This window comes from Kribbella albertanoniae, from assembly GCF_004348455.1.
Taxonomy (GTDB): domain Bacteria; phylum Actinomycetota; class Actinomycetes; order Propionibacteriales; family Kribbellaceae; genus Kribbella; species Kribbella albertanoniae.
Map to the genome: position 1 here is coordinate 1 of NZ_SMKA01000120.1, position 24462 is coordinate 24462.

Annotated in this window: 20 protein-coding genes; 14 read left to right on the forward strand and 6 right to left on the reverse strand. The window is 67.6% G+C overall.

The window, feature by feature from the left end:
- Positions 1-50: 50 nt before the first annotated feature.
- The gene (locus E1261_RS23750) at positions 51-2054 is read left to right on the forward strand and encodes a glucosidase family protein (protein WP_132410038.1); all 2004 of its coding nucleotides are present in this window, start codon (positions 51-53) and stop codon (positions 2052-2054) included.
- Here the strand turns inward: E1261_RS23750 and E1261_RS23755 are convergent.
- Positions 2051-2719, reverse strand: coding sequence for a GntR family transcriptional regulator (locus E1261_RS23755; RefSeq protein WP_132410040.1), 669 nt, complete (start codon positions 2717-2719; stop codon positions 2051-2053). The two genes, E1261_RS23750 and E1261_RS23755, sit on opposite strands and share 4 nt — an antisense overlap.
- A 146-nt stretch (positions 2720-2865) precedes the next feature.
- Here E1261_RS23755 and E1261_RS23760 point away from each other — a divergent pair, with 146 nt between their 5' ends.
- Positions 2866-4473: a phage tail tip lysozyme gene (locus tag E1261_RS23760; protein WP_132410042.1), complete on the forward strand. Its 1608-nt coding sequence runs from the start codon at positions 2866-2868 to the stop codon at positions 4471-4473.
- A gap of 13 nt (positions 4474-4486) precedes the next feature.
- A complete protein-coding gene (locus tag E1261_RS23765; protein ID WP_132410044.1) occupies positions 4487-5101 on the forward strand; it encodes an S-layer protein in 615 nt (204 codons plus the stop codon).
- 3 nt (positions 5102-5104) lie between these two features.
- On the opposite strand, the gene E1261_RS23770 is transcribed toward E1261_RS23765, so the two are convergent.
- Positions 5105-5977: a dimethylarginine dimethylaminohydrolase family protein gene (locus E1261_RS23770; protein ID WP_132410046.1), complete on the reverse strand. Its 873-nt coding sequence runs from the start codon at positions 5975-5977 to the stop codon at positions 5105-5107.
- Positions 5978-6121: 144 nt separating this feature from the next.
- Here E1261_RS23770 and hisC point away from each other — a divergent pair, with 144 nt between their 5' ends.
- Entirely contained in the window at positions 6122-7216 is a 1095-nt protein-coding gene (hisC, locus tag E1261_RS23775; RefSeq protein ID WP_132410048.1) for a histidinol-phosphate transaminase, read from the forward strand.
- A 149-nt stretch (positions 7217-7365) separates the two neighbouring features.
- Here the strand turns inward: hisC and E1261_RS23780 are convergent, their stop codons facing one another.
- Positions 7366-7968 carry a hypothetical protein gene (locus tag E1261_RS23780; protein WP_132410050.1) on the reverse strand — a complete coding sequence of 201 codons (603 nt, stop codon included), beginning with the start codon at positions 7966-7968 and terminating at the stop codon, positions 7366-7368.
- Between the two features lie 398 nt (positions 7969-8366).
- Positions 8367-9308: an EamA family transporter gene (locus tag E1261_RS23785; RefSeq protein WP_132410052.1), complete on the reverse strand. Its 942-nt coding sequence runs from the start codon at positions 9306-9308 to the stop codon at positions 8367-8369.
- Between the two features lie 418 nt (positions 9309-9726).
- Between E1261_RS23785 and pdhA the strand changes: the two genes are divergently transcribed.
- The 6 genes from pdhA to E1261_RS23815 all read left to right on the forward strand — a co-directional run bounded on the left by pdhA (position 9727) and on the right by E1261_RS23815 (position 18403).
- On the forward strand, positions 9727-10890 hold the full coding sequence (gene pdhA / locus E1261_RS23790) for a pyruvate dehydrogenase (acetyl-transferring) E1 component subunit alpha (protein ID WP_132410054.1): 1164 nt from the start codon (positions 9727-9729) through the stop codon (positions 10888-10890).
- A gap of 3 nt (positions 10891-10893) precedes the next feature.
- Positions 10894-11871: an alpha-ketoacid dehydrogenase subunit beta gene (locus tag E1261_RS23795; protein ID WP_132410056.1), complete on the forward strand. Its 978-nt coding sequence runs from the start codon at positions 10894-10896 to the stop codon at positions 11869-11871.
- A complete protein-coding gene (locus tag E1261_RS23800) occupies positions 11871-13166 on the forward strand; it encodes a dihydrolipoamide acetyltransferase family protein (protein WP_132410058.1) in 1296 nt (431 codons plus the stop codon). The genes E1261_RS23795 and E1261_RS23800 overlap by 1 nt, the downstream gene beginning before the upstream one ends.
- A gap of 185 nt (positions 13167-13351) precedes the next feature.
- Positions 13352-15763: an NPCBM/NEW2 domain-containing protein gene (locus E1261_RS23805; RefSeq protein ID WP_132410060.1), complete on the forward strand. Its 2412-nt coding sequence runs from the start codon at positions 13352-13354 to the stop codon at positions 15761-15763.
- Positions 15764-15808: 45 nt separating this feature from the next.
- The gene (locus E1261_RS23810; RefSeq protein WP_165952633.1) at positions 15809-17527 is read left to right on the forward strand and encodes a phosphotransferase enzyme family protein; all 1719 of its coding nucleotides are present in this window, start codon (positions 15809-15811) and stop codon (positions 17525-17527) included.
- 45 nt (positions 17528-17572) lie between these two features.
- Positions 17573-18403: an EamA family transporter gene (locus tag E1261_RS23815; RefSeq protein ID WP_202874973.1), complete on the forward strand. Its 831-nt coding sequence runs from the start codon at positions 17573-17575 to the stop codon at positions 18401-18403.
- A 45-nt stretch (positions 18404-18448) separates the two neighbouring features.
- On the opposite strand, the gene E1261_RS23820 is transcribed toward E1261_RS23815, so the two are convergent.
- Positions 18449-19894 carry a S8 family peptidase gene (locus E1261_RS23820; RefSeq protein ID WP_202874975.1) on the reverse strand — a complete coding sequence of 482 codons (1446 nt, stop codon included), beginning with the start codon at positions 19892-19894 and terminating at the stop codon, positions 18449-18451.
- A gap of 276 nt (positions 19895-20170) precedes the next feature.
- Between E1261_RS23820 and E1261_RS23825 the strand changes: the two genes are divergently transcribed.
- The 4 genes from E1261_RS23825 (at position 20171) to E1261_RS23840 (ending at position 24078) form a co-directional block, all read left to right on the forward strand.
- Positions 20171-20872: a GntR family transcriptional regulator gene (locus E1261_RS23825; RefSeq protein ID WP_238176393.1), complete on the forward strand. Its 702-nt coding sequence runs from the start codon at positions 20171-20173 to the stop codon at positions 20870-20872.
- Entirely contained in the window at positions 20869-22185 is a 1317-nt protein-coding gene (locus tag E1261_RS23830; RefSeq protein WP_132410064.1) for an MFS transporter, read from the forward strand. Before E1261_RS23825 ends, E1261_RS23830 begins: the two co-directional genes overlap by 4 nt.
- A gap of 100 nt (positions 22186-22285) precedes the next feature.
- On the forward strand, positions 22286-23272 hold the full coding sequence (locus E1261_RS23835) for an ATP-binding cassette domain-containing protein (protein WP_132410066.1): 987 nt from the start codon (positions 22286-22288) through the stop codon (positions 23270-23272).
- Positions 23269-24078, forward strand: coding sequence for an ABC transporter permease (locus E1261_RS23840; RefSeq protein ID WP_132410068.1), 810 nt, complete (start codon positions 23269-23271; stop codon positions 24076-24078). Before E1261_RS23835 ends, E1261_RS23840 begins: the two co-directional genes overlap by 4 nt.
- 97 nt (positions 24079-24175) lie before the next feature.
- Here the strand turns inward: E1261_RS23840 and E1261_RS23845 are convergent.
- Positions 24176-24462: DUF7586 domain-containing protein (locus E1261_RS23845; RefSeq protein ID WP_420814022.1), on the reverse strand; the 287-nt coding region annotated here is incomplete at its 5' end.

Genomic DNA, 24462 nt, shown 5'->3' on the forward strand with positions numbered 1-24462 from the left:
CGCCCCGACTGGTACCCCTTACTCCCGAACACCGATTGGGCCGACCCCACATGACCATCCCGCGCTCAGCCGATCTCGCGAGCGATGTCCTCACCCACACGTACGACGACATGTTCAACCCGCCTGGTCTGACGAACTTCCTCGGAACGGCGCAGGTCGACCTGGACGTGTTCGCGATCCGCAGTGTGAACTTCCCGCCGTACTCACATGGCGACTGCATCACCGGCCAGCTGTACGTCGACGGTCGGCTGGTCCGCTCGTACGGCGGCACCGTGGAGGTGGTGTGGCGCCCTGACCACGTGGTGCGGTCGACCACTGTCGACGGGCTGACTCTGCGCACCACAACCGCCTGTGCACCAGGCCGCCCGGCAGTCGTCGTACAGCTCGAGGTCACCGGCGCTCCGGGCCGCTCAGTTGAGCTGGGACTCACCCTGGCCAGCACAGCGACCGGTGCGACTGGCGGCTGGTCGAACTACATGCCGCCGTCGGAGTCGAACACTCTGCACGCGGTGGGCGACCGAGTGCTCGGTGTCGGCGAGTCCGGCTCCGCAGTGAGCCTGCAGGGCCTCGACGTACCGGCTGAGGTCGACAGAGCGATGCTGAAGACCACACTCGTGCTGGACGCTCAGGGCCACGGCCGCATGAGCTATGTGCACGTACTGGCCCGCGACCTGACCGAGGCGGAGACGCACTTCGAGGTGTGTGCCTCCGACGTACCGGCAGTGATCGCTGTGGCCGAAGGCGTGTGGGACATGGCCTTGTCCGACGCGTTCGACCCGGACAGCGACGGCTTCAGTGGCTCGCTCCCCGTCCTCGAGACCAGCAACGAGGCTCTGCAGAAGCTGTACTGGTGGGGCGTGCTGGGAGTGATCTGGTTCCGCCGGGACAACCCGGCCAGTGTCCTGGGGCGCGCCTACGACACTCTGATGCCGCGGCACTGGGCCACCACCACGTTCATCTGGGACTACAGCCTCTCGTCGCTCACCCACGCACTGCTCGACCCGGTGCCGATGCGACGACACATTGAGCACTGGATCGACCTCGACATCCACAAGCACTTCGGCACCGAGTGGCTGACAGGTGGACCCGTCGGCCAGTGGTACTCGGTCAACGACTTCGCCATGACTCGCCTGGTCCGCGACTACGTGCGCTTCACCGGGGACTCCAGCCTGCTGAGTCCCGCAGTCACCGATCACGTGGTCGAGTGGGCGACCGCCTGGCGCGGTCTGCGCGGGAAGCACGCTCTGGCCGACTACGGCGGTATCGACAACCTGCTGGAGTGCGTCAGCAGCTACGTGCACGAGGTAGCCAGCTTCAACGCAGCCAACGTCTGGTGCCTGCGGGTCGCGGCCGAGATCACCGGCAACCAGGACCTGCTGAAAGAGGCCGACGAGCTCGCCGGCCACGTCAAGGAGCTGTACGTCGACGGTGCCGGCCATTGGTCCGCACGCCAGCCCGACGGCGAGCTGGTCCCGGTCCGGCACTGCTACGACTTCAACATCATCGGTACGACGATCGCCGGCGACCTGTCCGAGTCCCAGCAGGCGGAGATGGTGGCGTTCTTCCAGCGCGAGCTCCAGACACCCACGTGGATGCGGGCACTGTCGCCGTACGACGCGGATGCGTCCTTCAGCCTGCGCCCGGATCACCAGTGGAACGGCGCCTACCCAGCCTGGCCGGCTGATGCGGCTCGCGCACTGATCGCCTTCGGCCGGACGGACGTCGTACTGGACTGGCTGCCCGGTCTGGCGCGCTCGGCGAACCAGGGACCGTGTGGACAGGCCCACTTCGTCGAGGAGGGCGCACCGCTGATGGCGGGCGGTGCTCGGAAGGCTCCGCCGCAGGACCCGTACCTGATCGACTGGGCGTGCTCCTCGTCCGGTGCCTGGGTGTCGCTCGTCCTGGAAGGCCTCTTCGGTGTTGAGGTCGGTCTGGACGGGACGGTCACCGCAGAACCGCGAGTTGCCGCACTGGATCCGTCGGCGCGACTCCGCGGGCTCCGGGTGGGTGGTGCGACCTACGACGTCACCGCCGAGGGACTGCACCAGGTTTAGGTCGGCGGGGTCGCGATGGCCTCGAGGAGGGACTCCTCGGCGCCGGCGAGGTGGCGGCGCAGCTCCTCGACGCACTCGTCCAGCTCGCCGCGCTCCAGCAGACGGATCAGCTTGCGGTGCGAGGCGACCTGCTGGCGGGCGTCCTGGCGCAGCGCGTCCACCCGGGCCAGGGCGAGCCGGGCCTCGCCGGTGATCGAGTCCTGGGTAGCGATCAGCCGCTCACTGCCGGTCAGGGCGACCAGGCTGCGGTGGATGGCCAGGTGGGTCTCGGTCATCGCCTCCGGGTCAGCGCCGTCCTGGGCGGTCGCGGCGAAGGTCCGCATGGCCGTCCGGACCTGCTCCCGGGCATCGTCGTCGGCGTCGAACCAGGCGCGGACCCCGGCCGACTCCAGCACGAACCGGGCGTTGCAGATGTCCGCCACCGCGGCTGGGTGCAGGATCGCGACGCTGACGCCCTTGTTCGGCTCGCGGATCGCCAGCCCCTCGGTGACCAGCATCGTCATCGCCTCGCGGACGGTGCTGCGGGCGACGCCGAGCGCCTCGGCCAGCGGTTGCTCGCGGAGCGGCGTACCGGGTTCGAGGTCGCCGGCGAACAGTGCGGAGCGGAGCGCGTCGACCACCCGGTCCACGGTGGTCGAGCGGTCTACCCGCAGCCGTTCGTACATAGAAAGATTCTCTTCCAATCGGCCGTCGTTGTCGCGTGCGGCACGGTGCGCGGGCCGACCTGTGGATAACTCACGACACAATGACCTCGATCTGAGAGAAGATCTGCTGTGTAGTTGCCGCCCCGACACGCCGCGAGGAGAGCCGGATGGAGAACAAGGGCCCGCTGCTCCTCGGTGGCGCGCTGATGGTCTTCCTGCTGCCGCTGATCATCGCGATCGCCCTGATCGTCGGCAGCCTGATGAGCCTGCCGGACGCGGAGGCGGCCGGCTGCGGCGGGTCCACCGGTGAGGTGAAGCCGTTCTCCTGGCCGACCGACGAGAAGGAGGTCGACGAGGAGTGGTCCGACGACCACCAGGGCCTCGACTTCGACGTCGACGAGAAGAGCCCGGTCTACGCCGTCGACAGCGGCGAGGTGATCAAGGTCGCCGACAACCAGATCTGGATCCGGCACGAGAAGGCCGTCGAGTTCCACTACCAGTTCTTCCACGACATGTCGGTCAAGGTCGGCGACAAGGTCGAGCGCGGCCAGCAGATCGGTACGTCGGGCTCCGGGGACGAGGAGCATGGTGCGAGCGGCGAGCACCTGCACTTCGAGCTCTGGGTCGACCAGTTGGGTAACGGCAAGCTCGTCAACACCGACCCCAAGGAGGACTCGTTCGGCGACCCCCCGACGGCAGCCGGTGGCAGTTGCGGCTGTGGCTCGGGTCCGCTGATCGGTAGCGACAACCAGCAGAAGGCCTTCAACTTCCTGGTCAGCAACGGCTACACCAAGGAGCAGTCCGCCGGTGCGGTCGGCAACATGGTCGAGGAGTCCTACGGCGTCCGGCCGCTGCAGTTGCAGGACACCCCGGAGGGCAAGGAGACGACGGCTCAGCAGGCCGAGAACAACTCGGCCGGTTGGGGCATCGTCCAGTGGACGCCGGCCAGCAAGATCATCAAGGCCTCCCGCGCCCAGGGCGTTCCGTACGAGACGATCGGCACCCTCGAGCACCAGCTCGCCTTCCTGCTGAAGGAGCTGCAGACCAACGAGAAGCCGGCCAGCGACCAGCTCAAGAAGACCACCACGCCGGAGGCGGCGGCGTACGCGTTCGGGCACTACTACGAGCGGTTCGCCGGTCACGGGGACCCGAACAGCCAGACCTACGCCGACCGCAAGACGGCCGCCCGCCTGGTCTTCAACACCTTCGCCGGCAGCAGCCCGGGCGCGAATCCGGGCGCCACTCCAGCCACCGCCTGCGCCGAGGGCAGCGGCGACATCGCCGCCGTCGCCAAGAACCTGGCCTGGCCGAACCAGCGCCCGGGGTACAACCACACCGGGTCGAACGACGGTGACGCCAAGGTCGCGAAGCCGGAGTTCGTCGCGGCGATGAAGAAGTTCAACGACCCCAACGGCTACCAGGCCTACACCGACTGTGGCCGGTTCGTCGCCACCGTGATGCACATGAGCGGGGCGGACCCGGACTTTCCCGAGGTGTGGACCCCCGCCCAGTTCGAGTACATGAAGACGTCGGGCAAGTACGACTCCTGGCACGGCGAGCCGCCCGGCGGGATGAAGCCGGGTGACATCCTCAACGGCCCCGGCCACACCTACCTCTACGTCGGGCCGTGGGGTGAAGAGGGCAAGGGGTACAACTCGGCCTCCGGATCGCTGGGCGGCCACGTCCCGTACGCCGAGCACCTCTACGGCGTGGGTGGCCAGTTCACTGTGTTCCGGCTGAAGAACGCTCCGGCCGGTCCGGACAAGAAGTCTTGAGGAGGGACGCCAGATGGAGAGCGAAGGCCAGCGCCGGATGCTGATCGGCGCCGTCGTGCTCGTGGTCGTCATCGTGGTGCTCGGCAGTTTCCTGATCTTCCGGGACAGGGGCGCGACGATGAGTGTCACCAGGATCCCGAACGACCTGACCCTGACGCTGGACGGTCAGCAGGTCGACGCGTCCGGAGAGATCAAGGTCAAGTCCGGCCGGCACACGCTGACCGGCGAGCGCCGCGGCTTCCAGTCGTACTCCACGACCTTCACCGCCGGGAGCGGTGACGAGCTCAGCCTCAAGATGTACCTGTACGCCAACAGCGCCGAGGGCCGCGAGTGGGCCCGGAACAACCCCGAGGCCCAAGGCGAGCTGGAGGCCGAGGCCGGCCGGAACTTCGACGAGGGCCAGCGCCGGATCGTGGCGCGCTACCCGATCATCCAGCAGCTTCCGCACCTCGGACGCGGCTACAAGGTCGACTACACCACGTCCAAGAGCGACCCGCAGAACCCGGAGGCACTGTCGATCCGGATCGCGACGTACACCGCGGACGGCAAGAAGAACGCGCTCTACTGGATCACGTCCAACGGCTGGGACCCAGCTACCCTCGACATCATCTACACCACGATCAAGTAACTGTCAGAGCGGTAGGTGGAGTTCGCCGCCTGGGGTGGTGATGGCCGTGAGGGGGAAGTCGAGCGGGTTGGTCATGCAACGGGCAGAGCCGCCGCCCTTGTGGAACTCGCTCAGGTCGACCAGTACGACGCGCAGGCCCATGCCGGTGAAGATCTCGCGCAGCCGCGGTGAGCAGGCCGGCATGATGATCGTCTCGTTCACCACCAGCGAGTTGCCGCTGAAGGCGAAGGCCTCCTCGTCGGTGAGCACGATCGGGTCCGGGACGATGCCGGCCAGCTCGGCCTGGCTCGCGGCGTCGAAGGCGGGCGGGTAGATCATCGCCGTCGTGCTGTCGACCGGGCAGAACGGCAGGTCGAGGTGGTACATCCCCTCGTGCGCGATCCGCAGCCCGCGGACCCGGATGTCCCACTCGGTCGCCAGGTGCTTGAGCGCCTCGCCCTCGGTGCGCGGGCCGTAGCCGACGACCAGGCTGTCGCCGAAGACGAACGCGTCCCCGGACTCGAAGTGCGGCCCGACGTCGTCACGGCCGGTCCGGCCGAGGTCGAAGCCGTGGCCGACGAACCAGTCAGCGGCGGTCAGCGACTCCCTGCGCCGGGGCTCGAAGCGCATGTGCGAGAGCATCGCGCGGCCGTCCGCGGTGGCCAGCCCGAGGTTCATCGCGTAGACCATGTCGGGGGAGTCCGGGCGCTGTGCCAGCACCTCGACCTCGCCGCCGGCGTCGACGATCGCCTGCCGCAACGCGTCCCACTGCTTCAGTGCCAGCTCGGCGTCGGGCTGGTCCTGCGTCGACATGTAGGGGTTGATCACGTAGTCGATCCGGAAGTGGTCCGGGCGGACCATCAGATAGCGGCGACCCCACTCCAGCGGCTGTCCCATGAACGCCCCTCCACGACTGCAAGATTCCCTGATTGTCCGACAATCAGTCAGTGTGCAGGCAAGTCTTCCGTCGCGCAATACGGCTCTCGTCACACCACTCGGCAGGGTCTGGCAGGACCGGGGTGTCAGGACTAACCTGCGGCTATGACTCCTGACCAAGGACTCCCTACGGGCCTGCGCTTCCGCGCCTGCCTGGACGATGTCGCGGCTTACAAGCCCGGTCGTCCGCCCGCGGCCTCCGACGGCAGGCCGTCGTACAAGCTGTCCAGCAACGAGAACCCGTATCCGCCATTGCCAGGCGTGCTGGCGGCCGCGACTGACGCTGCCCAGCACATGAACCGCTACCCGGACATGGGTGCGGTCGACCTGCTGGAGGCGCTGTCGGAGCGGTTCAAGGTGCCGGGCGAGGACATCGCGGTCGCTACCGGCTCGGTGGCGCTGCTCTACCACCTGCTGCAGGCTGCGGTCACCCACGGTGACGAGGTCGTCTACGCATGGCGCTCGTTCGAGGCGTACCCGATCGCCGTCCAGCTGACCGGAGCCACGTCCGTCCAGGTTCCGCTGACCGAGGACGCCCGGCATGACTTCAAGGCCATGGAGGCGGCGATCACCGACCGGACGAAGGTCGTCCTGGTCTGTACGCCGAACAATCCGACCGGACCCGTCGTGCACCGCGACGAACTGCTCGCGTTCGTCGAGGCCGTGCCGTCCAACGTGCTGATCGTGCTCGACGAGGCGTACCGCGAGTTCGTCCGGGACCCTGAGGTCATCGACGGGGTCGAGGTCTACCGCGACCACCCGAACGTCGTCGTACTGCGGACGTTCTCGAAGGCCTACGGCCTGGCCGGCTTCCGGATCGGGTACGCGATCGGCCATCCGCCGGTCGTCAACGCGATCCGCAAGTGTGCGCTGCCGTTCGGGGTCAGCTTCATCGCGCAGGCTGCTGCGCTCGCCTCGCTGCGGGCTGAGGACGAACTCCTCGCCCGGGTCGAGGAGCTGGTGACCGAGCGGACCCGGGTCGTCGAGACGCTGCGGGCCGCGGGCTGGCGGGTGCCGGACACCCAGACGAACTTCGTCTGGCTGCACCTCGGCGAGGAGACCCTGGAGTTCACCGCTGCGGTGCAGGCCGAGGGCGTGTCGATCCGCCCGTTCCCGGGTGACGGAGTGCGCGTCAGCATCGGCGAGCGCGAGGCGAACGACCTGTTCCTCAAGGTCGCCTGCGCCTGGAAGAAGGCATAAAAGAACCGGCCCGCGCTGGGACGAGGGCCGGCATGAGTGCGGCGCCGGGAGGAGTGAGGCTTTCTCCCGGCGCCGCCGGTAGTGCTTCCGAATCAGTCACCCCACCGAGGTGGCTCGTTCGGGTCCTGCATCACTGACCAGGGAGAAGGTCAGCCGTTGTTCTGCGACGTGGCCTGCTCGCAGGTCTTCAGCGAGTCGATGGCGTTCGCGTTGTTGTCGAAGCCCAGGATGCCGGCGATGGTGCCGATGTTGCCGGCAGCGCCGATGCCTGCGACCGCGACGTCGTTGTGGCACGCCTGGAACGGGCCAACGCTGTTGTCGGAGACCGACACCAGGTCGTTGCTCATGCGGTACCACTTGTTGCCGTTGTTCTGCTTGGTGCCCTGCTCGCAGGTCTTGACGGCGGTGACCGAGTTGCCGTTGTTGTCCCAGCCGATGATCGCCAGGACGTCGTCAGCGTTGCCCGCAGCACCGATGCCGGCGACCGAGCCCTGGTTGTGGCAGGCCTGGAACGGGCCGATGACGTTGTTGTCGACGCCAACGAGGCCGCCGTCACGCTTCACCCAGTACCACTGCTTGCCGCCACCGTGGCCGTAGCCCTTGGAAGCAACGGACGCCGCGTCGGCGAGGCCGCCGACCTCAGCCTTCTTCTGGGTGTCGTCGAGAACGTTGGCGCTCACGACGGTGGCCAGGCCGAGGGTGGCGACAGTCGCCACAGCCGCGGCGGCGGCGATCTTACGAGTTACCTGCATTGTGCCAGGTTTCCTTTCGGGTTTGACGGGATCGTCTTAGTGGTAACGACACCTGGCAAGGCCGGTTACAAACTTTTTTGTCAGCTATTCGGGTCATAATCCAGCTGTAATGTGATGCCTGACGCAGCACATAAATCGCCGGGAAGTTGTGTCGGGGTGGCCCGTAACCGGTCCATGGGTCCGTCGTTGAGTCAGCGCGGGTGACGGAAAAGTTCGGTGATTCGGAAGATTGTCGTCGATGGGCTCGGTGGCCGTCGAATGGGCGATACCACGATGAATCGGAAATCGTCGGAACTATTGCCGGAGTTTCGCGCCGTGTTTTTTCGGGGCAGGGCGCGCCGCCCGGCAACTCATGCCCGCTGCCGCGCGCATCGGCAGCGGTGGGAGACCCGGGTCCCCTAGGGGCCCGGGTTTTTCCGTTCCGCCGTGACGACCAGAGCGACCCCGGAGATGATCACCGCGCCGCCGGCCAGGATCTGCCAGGTCAGCGGCTCACTCAGGATCAGCCAGCCGAGCAGTACGGCGACCGCCGGGTTCACGTAGGCGTAGGTGCTGATCAGCGAGATCGGTGCGTTCGCCAGTAGATATGAGTACGCCGAATAGGCCAGCAGTGATCCGAACAGGATCAGGTAGCCGAGTGCGATCCAGCCGCTGCCGTGGATCCGGTCCAGGTGCAACCGCCCGGGCTCGCCGCGAAGCACGCCGAGCAGGACCATCGCCGTACCGCCGAAGAGCATCTCGTAGAGCGCGGTGACGAGCGGGTCCTTCGGTAGTCCGAGCCGCGGCGAGAAGCGGGAGCCGGTCGCCCAGGAGATCGTGCCGATCACGATCAGGGCGATCGAGAGCGGCTTCGCGGAGGTATTGCCGCCGGACAGCGCCAGTACGGCGACGCCGGCGAACCCGATCAGTACGCCGAGCCAGGTCAGCCCGCGCGGGCGTTCCCCGCCACCGACCCGCAGCGCCATCAGCCACAGTGGTGTCGCGGCGACCAGGAGTGCAGCCAGCCCGGAGGGCACGGTCTGCTCCGCGATCGCGACCGCACCGTTGCCGAAGGCAAGTAAGAGCAGCCCGACGACGAGGGCGCCGAACGCCTCGCGGCGGGTGATCCGCAGCCGGCGCCAGCCTGACTTCAGGCCGAGGATCAGGGCCAGCAGGGCCCCGGCCACCAGGAAGCGGCTCGCCATTCCGAGCATCGGCGGAATCTCCGCCTCCACCACGACCCGGATACCCAGGTACGTCGAGCCCCACACGACGTACACGATCGCGAGCGCCGACCAGATCATCGCGCTGGACGCCGTCCGGCCGCCGACGGCTGGAGCGACCGGAGCGGGAGCGGCCATGGAAGTACCTCCGGAGCGTCAGGGGCGTTATGCAAAGACGATACTTACGCTAGAGGCGTCGGGCGGTGAGAACAAGAGCTTTCCTGCCAGGGGCAAGGGTTTTCCTGCCAGGGGTAAAAGACGGGTGGCGCATGTCACATCGGGCGTGTGGGGACTGGGAGGCGGGCGTGAGGAGGCGAAAAACCTGACCAGTGGGTGGACTGGTGTCTCGTGTCGAGACCGATTTGGGTACCGGCGTACCCACCAGCGTCCAGACTGTTAGCGCATCAGGCACCTGCTCGGTACGGTGTGCCGCAAGTGCTGTGCATCAACCCCTGGATCCATGCGGTCCTGCCTGCGAAGCCTCACCCGGCGGAACGGCCGGGCCCGTGCAACGTTGCGGTCGCGGCGATCCCGCGCTCGAACCCGAGGAGTGCATGTGAGTGAGTCGGTGCCGGGGACTCCCCCGGAAGTGTTCGCACCCGTCGAGGTGCCGGTCAGCCCATCCCAGGCTCCCGAAGAGGTCGAGTTCGTCCAGCTCCTGACGCCCGAAGGTGAGCGCGTCGAGAACCCGGACTACTCCTTCGACCTGGACGACGAGGTCGTCAAGGGTTTCTACCGGGACATGACTCTGGTCCGCCGGATCGACTCCGAGGCGACCGCCCTGCAGCGTCAGGGTGAGCTCGGCCTGTGGGCGTCGCTGCTCGGCCAGGAGGCAGCGCAGATCGGCTCCGGCCGGGCGCTGAACAAGAAGGACATGGTCTTCCCGACCTACCGTGAGCACGGCGTGGCCTTCTGCCAGGGGGTCAACCCGCTGAACCTGCTCGGCCTGTTCCGCGGTGTCGACCAGGGCGCCTGGGACCCGAAGGACAACAACTTCGCGCTGTACACGATCGTCATCGGCGCCCAGACGCTGCACGCGACCGGGTACGCGATGGGTCAGCAGCGCGACCATGCCGTCGGTGACGCCGATGAGGGCGAGGCGACGATCGCGTACTTCGGCGACGGCGCAAGCAGCCAGGGTGACGTGAACGAGGCCTTCATCTACGCCTCCGTCTTCAACGCCCCGGTCGTCTTCTTCTGCCAGAACAACCAGTGGGCGATCTCGGAGCCGATCGACCGGCAGACCCGGATCCCGCTGTACCAGCGCGCGGCCGGGTTCGGTTTCCCCGGTGTCCGCGTCGACGGCAACGACGTCCTCGCGACGTACGCCGTCACCCAGCAGGCCCTGAAGCGGGCCCGGGAAGGTAGTGGCCCGACGCTGATCGAGGCCTACACCTACCGGATGGGTGCGCACACCACCTCCGACGACCCGACGAAGTACCGGCTGTCCGAGGACCTCGAGCACTGGAAGCTGAAGGACCCGATCGAGCGGGTGCACGCCTACCTGACCCGGTACGCGGGAGTCGACCACGACTTCTTCGACGAGGTCGAGGCCGAGGCCGACAAGGTCGCCGCCGAGCTGCGGGCCGGCTGTCTGGCACTGCCGGACCCGGCCATGACCGACTTCTTCAAGCACGTGTACGTCGAGGAGACCCCGCAGCTCGCGGAGCAGCGCGACCAGTACGCCGCCTACGCGGCGTCGTTCGAAGGGGAGGGCTGAGCGATGGCGAAGATCACTCTCGGCAAGGCCATCAACGCCGGCCTGCGGGCCGCGATGGAGGCCGACCCCAAGGTCCTCGTGATGGGTGAGGACATCGGCAAGCTCGGCGGGGTCTTCCGGATCACGGAAGGCCTGCAGAAGGACTTCGGCGAGGACCGGGTGATCGACACCCCGCTGGCCGAGTCCGGGATCATCGGCACCGCCGTCGGGCTCGCCCTGCGCGGGTACCGGCCGGTCTGCGAGATCCAGTTCGACGGGTTCGTCTTCCCGGCGTACGACCAGATCATCAACCAGGTCGCGAAGATGCACTACCGGTCGATGGGCAAGATCCGGATGCCCGTCGTGATCCGGATCCCGTACGGCGGTGGGATCGGTGCGGTCGAGCACCACTCGGAATCGCCGGAGACGCTGTTCGCCCACGTCAACGGGCTCAAGGTGGTGACGTGCGGTGACCCGGTCGACGCGTACTGGATGATCCAGCAGGCGATCGCCTCCGACGACCCGGTCGTCTTCTTCGAGCCGAAGCGGCGCTACCACGAGAAGGCTGAGCTGGACGAGTCCGTCCCGCCCGCGTTGCCGCTGCACAAGGCGAAGGTGGCTCGCGAAGGCACCGACGCCACGCTGTTCTGCTACGGCCCGATGGTGAAGACCTGCCTGCAGGCCGCCGAGGTCGCGGCCGAGGACGGACGCAACCTCGAGGTCGTCGACCTGCGGACCATCTCGCCGTTCGACCTGGAGACGATCTTCGCCTCGGTGAAGAAGACCCGGCGCGCGGTCGTCGTGCACGAGGCCACGCTCTCCTTCGGCCCCGGCTCGGAGATCGCGGCGCGGGTCACCGAGGAGTGCTTCTACCACCTCGAGGCGCCGGTCCTGCGCGTCACCGGGTACGACACCCCCTACCCGCCGTCGCGGATGGAGGAGGAGTACCTGCCCGACCTGGACCGGGTGCTGGACGGTATCGACCGGGTGATGGGGTACTGATGGCCATCCAACGGTTCAACCTCCCCGACGTGGGTGAAGGCCTGGTCGAGGCCGAGATCGTCAGCTGGAAGGTCAAGGTCGGCGACACGGTCAAACTCAACGACACCATCGTCGAGATCGAGACCGCCAAGTCCCTGGTCGAACTCCCGGTACCGTTCGCCGGCACCGTGCAGGAGCTGCTGGTCCCCGAGGGCGAGACGGTCGACGTCGGTACGCCGATCATCGCCGTACTGACCGATGCCCCCGAGCCCGCCGCCGCCCCGGCCGAGCCAGCCGACAGCGGCCGTACGGCGAACCTGGTCGGCTACGGGCCTCGAGCCACCGAAGCCAAACGCCGCCCCCGCAAGGGCGGTACGCCGGCTGTGGTCGAGGCTCCGGCGCCTGTCGTACCCGAATCTGAACCAGTTGCTGTGGGCAACGGTTCGGTGCATGTCCTGGCCAAGCCGCCGGTGCGGAAGCTCGCCAAGGATCTGGGGATCGATCTTGGAGCGGTTGCTCCGACTGGGCCTGGTGGTGTGATCACTCGGGCTGATGTCGAGGGACACGTGGCTGCTCCGGCGGCACCGGCGTACGAGGCTGCTCCTGTGGTGAGCGGGCGGGGTGATACCCGCGTGCCGGTCAAGGGTGTGCAGAAGGTGATGGCGCAGGCGATGGTGGCCAGTGCTTTCAGTGCGCCGCATGTGACCGAGTGGATCACCGTCGACGTCAGCGCCACCATGGAGCTGGTCGAGCGGCTCAAGAAGGACAAGGCGTTCCGCGACCTCCGGGTCTCGCCGCTGCTGATCGTCGCGAAGGCCGTCACCCTGGCAGCTCGCCGTACGCCGATCATCAACGCAGCCTGGGACGAGGCAGCGCAGGAGATCGTCTACAAGGGCGCCGTCAACCTCGGCATCGCCGCGGCCACCCCGCGTGGTCTGATCGTCCCGAACATCAAGAACGCCGACACCCTCACCCTGCCGGAGCTCTGCGCGGCCCTGGGTGAACTCGTCGCCACCGCCCGCGAAGGCAAGACCTCACCAGCCGACCAGGCCGGCGGTTCGTTCACGATCACCAACGTAGGCGTCTTCGGCGTCGACGCGGGCACGCCGATCATCAACCCCGGCGAGGCCGCAATCCTCGCCTTCGGCGCCGTCCGCAAGATGCCCTGGGTCGTCAACGACGAAATCGTCCCCCGCTGGATCACCACCCTGGCCTTGTCCTTCGACCACCGCCTCATCGACGGCGAAAAGGGCTCAACCTTCCTGGCCGACGTAGCCAGCATCCTGGAAGACCCAGCCCGAGCCCTGATGTTCTAACCCCCCGCCCCGGCCACCAGTGGTGGCCGGGGTTCGGTTGTTGGCTCCGGCCGCATCCGCGGCCGAGACCATTTGATGGTGGCGGAATGTGTTGGGTTGTGGGGGTTGGTGTCTTGTCGGGGGTGTGACGTGGCGTGTAGCTTCCATCGCAGTGAGTGCCGCCCCGCCCACGGTTGGAGTTCGCCATGCGCCGACGTCTGCTTGCCTTGCTGCTGTCCTTGGCCTTGTGTGCTGTTGTTTCGCCGCCGGTGACTGCGGAGGCCGCTTCGCTGGCGAAGCCGGATCTTGCGCCTACTCCACCGATGGGGTGGAACAGTTGGAACACGTTCGCGTGTGACATCAACGAGGCGCTGATCCGCGATACCGCCGATGCGATGGTTTCGTCGGGGATGGCGGCGGCCGGCTACGAGTACGTGAACATCGACGACTGCTGGATGGCGCCGCAGCGGGATGGGAGCGGGCGGTTGCAGGCTGATCCGGTTCGGTTCCCGAGCGGGATCAAGGCGATCGCTGACTACGTGCATGCCCGTGGTCTCAAGCTCGGCATCTACTCGTCGGCCGGCTCGCACACCTGCCAGGGGCTGCCGGCCAGCCTCGGGCACGAGACGGTGGACGCGCAGTCGTGGGCGAGCTGGGGCGTTGACCTGCTCAAGTACGACAACTGCGGTGAGCAGAACGGCATCCCGGCCACGACGCGCTACAAGACCATGGCCGATGCGCTGCAGGCCACCGGCCGCCCGATCCTCTACAGCATCTGTGAATGGGGTCAGAACCAGCCATGGCTCTGGGGCGCCAACGCCGGCGGTCACATGTGGCGCACCACCGGCGACATCGCCAACAACTGGTCCAGTGTGATGTCCCTGCTCGACCAGCAGGTCGGACTCGAGCAGTACTCCGGACCGAATGCCTGGAACGACCCCGACATGCTCGAGGTAGGCAACAGCGGTCTCACGTACGCCGAGAGCCGTGCCCACATGAGCCTCTGGTCGATCATCAACTCCCCTCTGATTGCTGGCAACGACCTGCGCTCAATGCCCGCGTCGACCCGCGACCTGCTCACCGATCCCGACGTGGTCGCGGTCAACCAGGACTGGGCCGGTCGGCAGGGTGCCAAGCTCCGGGACGACGGTGACGTGGAGGTGTGGTCGAAGAAGCTGTCCGACGGCTCAGCCGCAGTCGTTCTGCTCAACCGCTCGCCGAACGTCACCACCATCAGTACGACGGCATCCGCGCTCGGATTGCCCGCAGCATCGGCGTACACGGTGAAAGAGCTGTGGAGTAACGCCGTACGAGCCTCTGCTGTGAATGTGCGGGCACAGGTCGGTGCACACGATGCTGCGATGTTCCGGGTGACCCCTGGTGCTGCGGCTGACGTCGCCCCGATGGTTGTGCCCGAGGCCGTTCCGACGAAGGCCTACGTGTCGACCGAGGGCCGGGTCGACGTACAGACGCAGCTGCACAACGACGGTCCGACTGCTGTGACCGGTGCGCAGATCTCACTGACCGCACCGGCCCCGTGGACGGCCACTCCGGACGGTCCGACCCAGCTGGGCACGGTCGGCGCCGGCCAAACCGGCTCGGTCACCTGGCATCTCGCTGCGAACCAGCCAGCACTCGGACCGGTCGCTCTGACCACCAACGCGAGCTGGACGTGGAACGGCAGCGCACAGTCCGCCTCTGGAGCCGGCAGGTTCGTAGTGGCGAATCCACCAGCAGTTGGCCGTACGACGCTCTCCGACGGGCCATGGGTCTTCGCCGACAACGGGTGGGGGCCGGTGGAGCGCAACCTGAGTGTTGGTGAGCAGGCTGCCGGTGATGGGAAGCCGCTGACCGTTGCGGGCACGGTGTACCCGAAAGGCCTTGGTACACACGCACCTGGGCGCATCGGGTACTTCCTGGACGCCCAGTGCACACAGCTCACCACCAAGGTCGGTATCGATGACGAGGTTGCTGACAGGGGTGAAGTGCAGTTCGAGATCTGGGGTGACGGCACTCGGCTCGCTCAGGCCACGGCAACCGGTGCTGGTGGCGCTGTCACACTCAACGCCAACCTGACCGGCGTACAGGTTGTGGAGCTCGTTGTTGACCCGAAGGGCTCGCCTGACTTCGACCACGCCGACTGGCTGGCCCCTGAACTCACCTGCGTCGGTACGCCGCCTCCCGTCGGCAAGTCCAAGCTCGCCGACCGCCCGTGGACGTCCATGAGCAACGGCTGGGGTCCGGTGGAGCGCAACCGTTCCAACGGCGAGCAGCCCGCCGGTGACGGCCAGCCGCTGACCGTGGCCGGCTCTGTGTACCCCTCCGGTCTCGGGGCGCACGCCAATGGATCCATCACCTTCCACCTGGGCAAGCGCTGCTCGAGCCTCACCATGTCGGTAGGCATCGACGACGAGGTCGGTGACCGCGGTCAGGTCCACTTCGAGGTCTGGGGCGACGGCACGCGGCTGGCTCAGGCGGATGCCACCGGCGCCGGGGCCGTCGTACCGCTGACTGCTGATCTCACCAACGTCACCACCCTCGACCTCCGTCTCGACTCCGCCGGCTCGGTCGACTTCGATCACGCCGACTGGCTCAGCCCCGAGGTCACCTGCACCTGACAAATGGTTGGCGAGAGGCCGCGACCGTCGGGGAGACTCGGCGGCGTGGCCCCCGACCTGCAAGCACTGCTGAGGAACTGGGGTCTCGGTACGCCGAGCGAGATCTCGTCGCCGTCGAACGGGACGAACAACTGGGTACGGCTCCTGGGCTTCGGAGCCGACCGCTACGTCCTCCGCGTACAGCGCACTGCCGATCAGACGAAGGTAGCCGCCGAGCACCGCCTGCTGCTGGAGCTGGCGCGGCGCGGACTGTCCTTCGAGGTACCGGCTCCGATTCCGGCGACGGACGGGAGGACAGCGGTCGCGACGCCGCTCGGCCTGGTGACCCTCTGCCGTCAGCTGCCTGGCGTCCACCCGGCACGGTCGGAACGCGAGATGGAGCTGGCGGGGCGGGCAGCGGGTGAGCTGTGTGCCGCCCTGGCGGACCTGCCCCTTGAGCTCGCACCCACGGACTGGCGGCGGCCGCTGGAAACCGTCCGCCCGGAGGTCACCGACCTGTTCGGACTGCTCCGGCGTGAACTTCCGGGTGCTGCGACCGAATGGCTGGCGACGCGGGCGCCCGAGATCGATCTGACCATGCAGGAACTGCGGCAACGCCTCCCCGTTCAGATCGTCCATGGCGACTTCGGCCTCAGCAATCTGCTGGTCGACGAGGGCCGGGTGAGCGCCGTACTGGACTTCGAGGTCGCCGGGATCGACCTACGGTTCGCCGATCTGGTGACAGCACTCCGCCAGCCCACTCCTGGCCAGGTGACCGCGTTCCGGCGGGGGTACGCGGCCTTCACGGACCTGTCGGCGGACGAGGAGGCGGCCCTGCCCACGATGTTCCGGCACCGTGCGATCGGGTCGGCGATCTGGCGGGTCGGAGTCTGGCAAGCCGGCCACGCGACGCTCGAGGACGTCCGGGTCCGGCTGGAAGCTGCCTACGAGATGGATAGATCGAAGTTGCAGGTACAGGTCAGCGCCGTCGCTCTGAGCCGAGACAAACCCTATTCTTGGCGCATGACCTGGTTGCTGGCTTTGCTGGGTGGGGGCGGGCTGGCTGTCGCCGGTCGTTATTTGTGGGACCGGCGTGCCGCTCGGCGGGGCGATGCCGCGGAGTTGGAGCAGGTGCGGAAGCTGGCCGACGAGGATGTGACGCTGCTCGGGGAGGAGCTCACTCGGCTCGGCGCCAGGGTGGACGGCCAGCACCTCGATGGGGAGACCCGGCTCGAGTATCAGCGCGGCCTGGATGCCTACGAGGCTGCGCAGCGGGCGGTCGGCGGAGTCAAGTCGGCCGCTGACATCAGTGCCGTGACTGATGCGCTGGCGACTGGGCGGTACGCCATTGTCTGTGTTCGGGCGCGGGTCGCCGGTGAGCCGGTTCCGGAGCGGCGGGTGCCGTGCTTCTTCAATCCGCAGCACGGGCCGTCCACGACCGATGTGGTGTGGAACCAGCCAGGCCGTGGCACGCGCAAGGTTCCGGCGTGTGCACAGGACGCGGCCCGCCTGAAGGCTGGAGACGAACCGGAGGTCCGGTACGTCGTCATCGGTAGCCGACGGGTGCCGTACTGGGAGGCGGGTGCCGCGATCGCGCCGTACGGGCGGGGGTACTTCGCGGCCGGTGCCGGTGCCAGCTACATCGCCCTGGGTTCGTTCGACGCCCAAGCTGATCCCGGCGGTGGCGCCTGGGGTGGGGGTTGGAGCGGCGGCGGTCACGACGGCGGCGGGATCGGCGGCGGCGACGGTGGTGGCGGTGGAGACGCCGGCGGTGGCGGCTTCTGACTTATTGGTCCGGACCAACTGCAGCCTTCATGAGAAGGTAGAGCTGTGCTGGTCTTGGTGGTGGTGCTGGCGGCTGCTGTGTTGCATGCGACGTGGAATGCGATGGCGCATGGAGCGGTGGATCGGATGGCCGGGCTGGCGTTGTTCGAGATCACCGCGGGGGCCATCGGGCTGACGATGGTGCTCATCCAGGGGTTGCCGCCAGCGGATACCTGGGGCTACATCCTGGGGTCGACCGTGCTGCACCTGGCTTACTTGGGTGGGCTGCTGGCGTCGTACGAGTTGGGGCAGTTCAGCCAGATGTACCCACTCGCCCGCGGTACGTCGCCTTGGGTGGTGGCCGTGGTGTCGATCGTGGTCCTGCAGCAGACGCTGGCCGTGGGTGTGCTGGCGGGCGTGCTGCTGGTTTCGGCCGGGCTGATCGGGCTGGTGCTCATCGGACGGCCCGGGCGGCGGCAGTTGCCGGCGTTGGCGGCTGCGACGGGCACCGGGCTGACGATTGCGGCGTACACGGTGGTCGACGGGCTCGCGGTGCACAAGATGCCGGTGCTGACCTACATGGGCTGGGTCTTCATGCTGCAGGGCTTCGTGATGCCGCTCGTCGTGGTCGCCTGGCGAGGGACCGCCGTACTGCGGCAGCCGCGAGCAGCTGTGTTGTCCGGGATCGGCGGTGGCGTGGTGTCGATGGTGGCCTACGGGCTGGTGCTGTGGGCGCAGACCCGGGGCACGCTGGCCGCGGTCGCGGCGCTGCGGGAGACCAGCATCATCTTCGGCGCGATCATCGGTGCCGTGTTCTTCGGCGAGCGGTTCGGTCCGCGGCGGGCGATCGCGGCCGCGGTGGTCGTGGCCGGCATCGTGCTGATCAGTCTGGAATGAGCGAGTGGGGGTCCCGGGCGGGAGACCCCCACTCCGATCAGGGGGTTAGTAGCCGCGCTTGACGGCGTCCAGGGCGTCGACGTTGCCTTCACCGAAGAACGCGTTGTTCTGAACGGTGCCGGTGCAGCGCGCGTCGATCACGGCCGGGCAGGCGGTGTCGTCGGCCTGCTTGCGCAGTGCGGCCTCGATCTGCAGCGGGCCCCACCACGGGTGCGCCGACTTGGCCAGGGCTGCCACGCCGGCGACGTGCGGCGAGGCCATCGACGTACCGCTCATCGTCCGGTACTCGCCACCGGGCACGGTGGACAGGATCGCGCGGCCGGGGGCGGCGACGTCGATCTTGTTCAGGCCGAAGTTCGAGAAGCTGCTCTTGGCGCCGCCCTTGTCGGTGGAGGCCACCGTGAGCACGTGCGGGAGCTCGGTCGGCATGTCGAGGCAGTTGTTGTCGATCGTCCGCGGGGTCGGGGTCGAGTCGTTCGGGCTGCTGTTGTCGACCGTCTTGTTGGCCAGGTCGTAGTTCGAGTTACCGGACGCCGCTACCGCGAGGACGCCACGATCGGTCGAGTACGCGGCGGCCCGCCGTACTGCTTCCTGGACCGCGCCCTGGTCGCCGTTGTCCTTGCACCAGAACATGTACGGGTCGATGAAGTAGCTGTGGTTCGTGACGTCCATGTGCCGCTCGGCCGACCAGATGAAGCCACAGATCGCGTACTCCGGGAAGATATAGCCGTCGTCGTTGACGACCTTCACCGAGGCGATCCGTACGCCGGGGGCCACGCCGACGATGCCGACGCCGTTGCGCGCCGCCGCCACCGTGCCGGCCACGTGCGTGCCGTGCGCGCTGGTGGTCTGCCGCCAGGCGCCCTCGGTGCGGTCCGCTACGCCGTTGGCCGTGCAGTTCACCGAGTTGGCGGCGTCGAAGTTCGGCGCCAGGTCGGGGTGGGTGTCGTCGACACCGCTGTCGTTGATCCCGACCAGGACGCGGCGGGAGCCGTCGGTGATCGCGTGCGCCTGGTCAGCCTTGATCTGGGTCAGGTCCCACTGCTCGTTCTCTCGCGGGTCCGGAACCGGAGCTCCCACGACCTCGCGCTCGGCGGCAGGGCCGGACATAGTCGATGCTGCCGCAGCCGTCGTGCCGTCGGTGACAGCCGCCGTACGGGTGGCTCCGACCGACTGGACCTCTCGGCCGTCACGACCGGACTTGAGCGCTGCCTTGAAGTCCACATTGGTCGACTGCGCGACGACGACGCCGATCTGCCGGTACGAGACCAGGACGGTGCCGCCGGCGGCCTTGACCGCGTTCTCGACCTTGCGGATGTGGCCGGGGGAGGCCTTGGTGTTCACCACGTAGTTCATTAGCGGGCCGGGCTCGGCAGCGGCTGCGAGCGGAGCCGGTACGGCGCTCGCGGCGGTGGCGCCAAGTGCGGTCACCGCGAGAGCGGTGGCGGCCAGACCGGCGGACAACCGGCTTGGGCGGAAGAGATGGGTCACGCTGCCTCCAGAGATGCGGGGTCTGGAACGGACGGGCCCAGACGCTCGACAACCGTGACTCTAAAGCGCCGGACTGACAAGTGGTCCAGTTTGTTCGCAAGACAGGGGAAACCCTGCGTTTGTCACTACCGATGGTTCGGCAGTTCACGCTCAGTTACCCACATCATGTGGATCACCCTGTGGATAACTCGTGGAGAAGTTGGGGACAGGCAGTGGATTGCCTGTGGGTGTAGGATAGATACAACAGAGATACTGGAAGCGTTTTAGGGTGGGGTTGTGCAGTTCGAGTTGGGGGATGAAACCGCCGAGATCGCTCGGGTGGTCGTCGAGGCAGCGCCGGGTGTGGAGAAGATCCCGGCCGCCGAGCGGGTGTACGCGTATGTGAAGGCAGCGATCCTGGACCGGGTCTACCCCGGCGGGGAGCTGCTGACGGAGGGCGAGCTGGCCACTGCGGTCGGGGTCTCCCGCACTCCGGTCCGGGAGGCGTTGCTGCGGCTGGAGGAGTCCGGCCTGGTCAAGCTGTACCCGAAGAAGGGCGCGCTGGTGCTGCCGGTGCTGCCGCAGGAGATCAACGACGTCCTCGAGGCCCGCGAGCTGATCGAGACGCATGCGGCCGCGAAGGTCTGGCCGCGGCGCAAGCAGCTGATCGAGCGGTTGTCGGCGCGTGTCGACGAGATGCGGGCGCACCGCAAGGCCGGTGACACCAAGAGCTTCCTGGAGGCCGACCGGGCCTTCCACGAGGCGATTGTCGGTGCCGCAGGCAACGAGATTCTCGCCAAGCTGTACAACAGCCTGCGCGATCGTCAGGTCCGGATGGGCGTGCCCGGGATCGAGATGGAGCCCAGCCGGATGGACAGGTCGATCGTCGACCACCAGGAGATGATCGACGCGCTCGGTGGCAACAGCGTGAAGCGGTTCCGCGAGCTGGTCGTCGCCCACATCGATTCCGCCGCGGCGGATCTGCGGGGCATTCGGTGACCGAACTCCTCTTCCCCCTGGGCGGACGGCGTGCCTGGGCGGTGTGGGCCACTGCTGTCTTCACGTACCTGGTCACTGTGCTGCACCGCGGTTCCATGAGTGTGGCCGGCCTGCAGGCCGCAGAGCGGTTCGACATCTCCGCATCCGCGCTGGCCAGCTTCACCGTCGTACAGCTGACTGTGTACGCCGCCATGCAGGTGCCGGTCGGCGTACTGCTTGACCGGTACGGCTCCAAGCGCCTGCTGATCGCTGCGTCCGGACTGCTGTTCGTGGCGCAGGCCGCGTTCAGCATGGTCGATTCGTACCCGGCCGCGCTCGCAGCGCGCGCCGTACTGGGTGTTGGCGACGCACTGGTCTTCATCAGCGTGCTGCGCGTCGTCATGGCGTGGTTCCCCGCACTGCGGCAGCCGGTGATGTCTCAGGCGACCGGGATGCTCGGTGGTATCGGTGCGATCGTTTCGACCGCTCCGATGGCTGCTGCGTTCCATGCCTTCGGTTGGACGCCGACGTTCGCCGGGGCCAGTGTGCTCAGCCTGGTCGCGGGCATCGCCGTACTGCTGCTGATGAAGAACACCCCGTACGACGAGCCGCTGCGGCGCGCCAAGCAATCGGTCACCGAGGTCCGCAAGAACCTCCGCCGGGCCTGGAACGAGCCGGGCACGCGGTTGGGTCTCTGGACACACTTCACCACCAGCTTCTCCGGCAGCACGTTCGGTCTGCTCTGGGGCTACCCGTTCCTTGTGCAGGGGCAGGGCGTTGCGCCAGGGACTGCAGCGGCGATGCTCATCCTGCCGGTGCTCGCAGGGCTCTGCTACGGACCGCTGGTCGGCCGGTACGCCGCCAAGTTCCCGTTCTACCGGTCGTGGATCGTGCTGGCGGTCATCGCGGGCTCCGTGCTGATGTGGACCGTCGTACTGGTCTGGCCGGGGCAGGCCCCGATGCCCGTGCTGTTGCTGCTGATCGTCGTACAGGCTGCTGGTGGTCCTGGGTCGATGCTCGGACTGGACTACGCGCGGACCTTCAACCCGAGCACCCGGTTCGGTGCGGCCAACGGGATGGTGAACACCGGCGGCTTCATCGCCACGCTGATCTGCATCGGCATGGTCGGCATCCTGCTGGACGCCTCGTCCGGTGGCGCTCCGCAGACGATCGGTGACTTCAAGTACGCACTGGCCTTCCAGTACGTGCTGTGGGCGATCGGCATCCGGCAGATCCTCAAGTACCGCCGCCGGGCGCGTGGCCATCTGGCCCGCTACAACCCGGAGGCCTACCAGGCGCTGCTGGCCAACAAGGTGGTCCCGCTCAAAGGCTGAACTCAGCCGCTGGCCTGGCCGTGCCAGAGCAGCGCCAGCCCCGTGCCAGCGCACTGCGCGACGGTAATCCCAGTGAAGTGAGTCAACTGGGAGGAACTCGATGACTACATCGAACCAGGTCGCCATCGAGGCGGTCGGCTTGGTCAAGAAATACGGAACCACGACTGCGCTGGCCGGGGTCGACCTGTCTGTCCCGACCGGGACAGTACTCGGGGTGCTCGGGCCGAACGGTGCGGGCAAGACGACAGCGGTCCGGATCCTCGGCACGCTGCTGCGTCCCGACGCCGGGCACGCAACGGTCGGCGGGTACGACGTCGTCCGGGAAGCCGCCAAGGTCCGGGGGATCATCGGCCTGACCGGGCAGTACGCGTCGGTCGACGAGGACATGTCCGGCCGCCGCAACCTGGTCATGATCGGCCGGCTGCTCGGCATGTCCCGGGCGGATTCCCGCAGCCGGGCGGAGCAGCTGCTCGAACGGTTCGAGCTGATCGACGCCGGTGACCGGATCGCGAAGGGCTACTCCGGCGGTATGCGGCGGCGGCTCGACCTGGCCGCGAGCCTGGTCGGCAACCCCCGCATCCTGTACCTCGACGAGCCCACCACGGGTCTGGACCCGCACGCCCGCAACGGCGTCTGGGAGACGATCCGCGACCTCGTCCTGGACGGGACCACGGTGCTGCTCACCACGCAGTACCTCGAGGAGGCCGACGCACTGGCCGACTCGTTGATGGTGTTCGACAAGGGTCACGTGGTCGCATCCGGCCGTCCGGCCGAGCTGAAGGCACAGGCCGGTAAGCAGACCCTCGACGTACGGCCGTCTGAGCCTGCCCACCTCGAGCGCGTGGCCGCGATCGTCGCCGAAGCGGTCGGCGTCCGACCGAGCGTCGACGTCGTCAACGCCCTTGTCAGTGCACCAGTCACCGACGGTACGGCGTTGCCTGTGGTGGTCCGCCGCCTCGACGAAGCCGGCATCGCGGTCACCGAACTGGCGCTGCGACTGCCCAGCCTGGACGAGGTCTTCCTCGCCCTGACCGGCCACGCCGCCGAAGAGCGTCCGGCCGACATCCTGGAAGGAGCAAGCCGATGACCACGGCAACCATTGAGACCGCACCTGCGCAGCGGTCGCGGCCGTTCGCCTGGGTGCAGCAGAGCCTGACGCTGGCCTGGCGCAACATCGTCCGGATCCGGCAGAACCCCGAAGCCCTGGCGGACGTGACGTTCCAGCCGATCATCTTCCTGGTGCTGTTCCTGTTCGTCTTCGGCGGAGCGATCGCCCAGGGCGGCGGTTGGCGGGACTACCTGCCCTTCCTGCTCCCGGGGCTGCTGGTCCAGACCGTCGTGTTCTCCACGATGGGTACCGGTGTCGGCCTGAACGACGACTTCGCCAAGGGTGTCTTCGACCGGTTCCGCAGTCTCCCGATCGCCCGCATCTCACCGCTGATCGGTGCCGTCCTCGGCGACGCCGTCCGCTACACGCTCTCGATCGTGATCCTGATGGCGACCGGGTTCGCCCTCGGCTTCCGGTTCGACAACGGCCTCGGCTACGGCCTGCTGGGCCTCGTCATCGTGCTCGGCTTCGCCCTGGCGATGTGCTGGATCTGGGTCTGGCTCGGCCTGACCATGAAGACCGCCCAGGGCGTCCAGGGCATCGCCTTCCTGGTGATGTTCCCGCTCACCTTCGGCAGCAACATCTTCGCCCCCACCAGCACCATGCCCGGCTTCCTCCAGGCCTTCGCCAAGGTCAGCCCCATCCCCTACCTGGTAGACCTCGAACGAGCCCTGATGGGCGGCGGCCCCATCCAAAAACCCCTGCTGGTAACCCTCGCCTGGATGATCGGCCTGGTAGCCGTCTTCGCCCCCCTGGCCATCCGCGCCTACCGCCGCCGCACCTGACCCCCAACCACACCAACTGATATCAGCTCCTGTTATCCCTTCTCAGTTCGTATACGAGCTGAGAAGGGGCAACGCGGACCGATATCAGTTCTTGTGGTCAGTGGGGGATGTCGGCGAAGGCCAGGGGTTCGCGGGTGCAGAGGTAGGTTGCCCAGTGCAACTTTATGGGGGTGCCGGTGGTGTCTCGGGTGATGGTGAGGAGTTCGCCGGTTTCGCGGCCGGAGACGGTGCGGTAGGTGTCTTCGGCGATCCGGTCGAAGACGGCGGGGGCCTGCCAGTCGGCGGCTGCGGGGGACTTGGCTTGGAGGACGCCGGCCTTGACGGTGAAGTTGAAGGGGGAGCCTTCGGTCCACCAGGTGCCCAGTACGCCGGTCAGTTCGGCGG